This window comes from Microbulbifer elongatus, from assembly GCF_020524885.1.
GTDB classification, from domain to species: domain Bacteria; phylum Pseudomonadota; class Gammaproteobacteria; order Pseudomonadales; family Cellvibrionaceae; genus Microbulbifer; species Microbulbifer elongatus_A.
In genome coordinates this window covers 1-1,395 of sequence record NZ_JAIVKJ010000019.1, presented here as the reverse complement: position 1 = coordinate 1,395, position 1,395 = coordinate 1, and the positions used below count along the sequence as shown (strand labels likewise).

Genomic DNA, 1,395 nt, shown 5'->3' with positions numbered 1-1,395 from the left:
CCGACTTTTTCACCAGCACTGCGTTTTGATCTGATAGTAGCTCAGAAAGTACCTGTATTTCCTGCTTAACGCTGCCACCTGCGGATGAAGCTAAAGAGAAAAACACCAAGATACTAAAAATTCCGAATTTCAACATGCTACTTGCTCTAGTGAGGTTAACGCCGCCGGCAGGGGCAGCTTACCTTGTGTACATTTTGCGCAATAATGGGAGCGTAGCGACCTGCGCAAAAGGTGTACAAGGTAAGCTGTCCCGCGGAGGGCCGCAGGCCCGGAGCAAATTGCCCGGCCTTGTTAGCATTTTACTCGCGCTCGGCCTCATAAAGTTGTATTAGCTCGCTGACAGACAGTACTTTAAGGTTGTTCAATTTATCTAGATGGACTGACTCCGAGTGATAAACCGTGAAATGCAGGGTATCACCCAACTTAAGAAGCGAACCATCTTTTAGTAAGGGCTCATCTCTATACAAGAGAGTTATCCACTTTCCTGCATATTCTTTAGGAAGCTCAATGTGAACCTTCGCTCCATTCCAGCTTGTGCCATCCGAGACATTGCTATTTCCAGAATCGGCTACAAAAGCGCGGACATTTCCAGTAAGCGATACCCCTTCCTTTAGATCAAGCTGCTGATTCCAGTCTGGATGGGCAACCAAGCCAACGGGCACCAAAAGCAGCATGACACAAGTAATTATTCTACCCATAGAGTCGCCTTCATCGAATGCTAACGCCGCGCTCAGCCGCGGACAATTTTGTGCGCTTTATGCGCAATAATCGGAGCGCAGCGACCGTGCATAAAGTGCACAAAGTTGGCCGTCGGCCTGCAGCGCTTTGTTAGGCACGACGGAACCACTTAAAGCGAAGAAACCTAGGAAATTTTGCTTTCTTTATTTCTGGCTTTTTGTATCTATTGCAATATTTCCAAAATGACAACTTCTTTTCATCAAGTTCATTCGAAAAATCATACTTAATTTCGAATTTCGATCCATTCTCGTGAAGTATGAACTGAACTACATTCCAGTTTGCCTGGTTAAAATCAGATTGCTTTTCATACAATATTAAAAAAAGATCGTTGATTGTCTTATTTGCATCATGTTCCAGAGTGAAACTACCTTCTTTCTCAAGATAATTACCGTTCCATATTGTTGTGACATGGCTGTGTGGCTTCTTGAAAAATATATATTGAGTCTTTTTCCGAGAATCTGGAGTTACATTGTAAATTAGCTGGGCTATCGACTTATAAATTGATTGTTCTTCTGTCATATGACTCTCAGATAACTGCTGGTCTTGCCCACAAAAAGTAGACACTCTAACTATGCGCATTTGCGCTCATACTCTGCCGGGCTCATATGGCCCAATGCGGAGTGCCTTCGAGTTCTATTGTAGAAAACCTCGATGTAT

Annotated in this window: 3 protein-coding genes; all 3 read right to left on the bottom strand. The window is 43.8% G+C overall.

The annotated features are described in order from the left end of the window. Window positions 1-299 precede the first annotated feature (299 nt). The 3 genes from LC059_RS17850 to LC059_RS18150 all read right to left on the bottom strand — a co-directional run bounded on the left by LC059_RS17850 (window position 300) and on the right by LC059_RS18150 (window position 1,391). Entirely contained in the window at window positions 300-698 is a 399-nt protein-coding gene (locus LC059_RS17850; protein ID WP_226705231.1) for a hypothetical protein, read from the bottom strand. A gap of 130 nt (window positions 699-828) precedes the next feature. Beyond that, complete coding sequence (locus LC059_RS17845; RefSeq protein ID WP_226705230.1) at window positions 829-1,257, bottom strand: hypothetical protein; 429 nt, start codon at window positions 1,255-1,257, stop codon at window positions 829-831. Between the two features lie 50 nt (window positions 1,258-1,307). Beyond that, window positions 1,308-1,391 carry an IS3 family transposase gene (locus LC059_RS18150; RefSeq protein WP_226704578.1) on the bottom strand — a complete coding sequence of 28 codons (84 nt, stop codon included), beginning with the start codon at window positions 1,389-1,391 and terminating at the stop codon, window positions 1,308-1,310. Window positions 1,392-1,395 lie beyond the last annotated feature (4 nt).

Excerpts from the sequence above, each read along its gene's own strand:
- LC059_RS17850 (WP_226705231.1), bottom strand. The coding sequence starts at position 698 with ATGGGTAGAATAATTACTTGTGTCATGCTGCTTTTGGTGCCCGTTGGC.
- LC059_RS17845 (WP_226705230.1), bottom strand. The coding sequence starts at position 1,257 with ATGACAGAAGAACAATCAATTTATAAGTCGATAGCCCAGCTAATTTAC.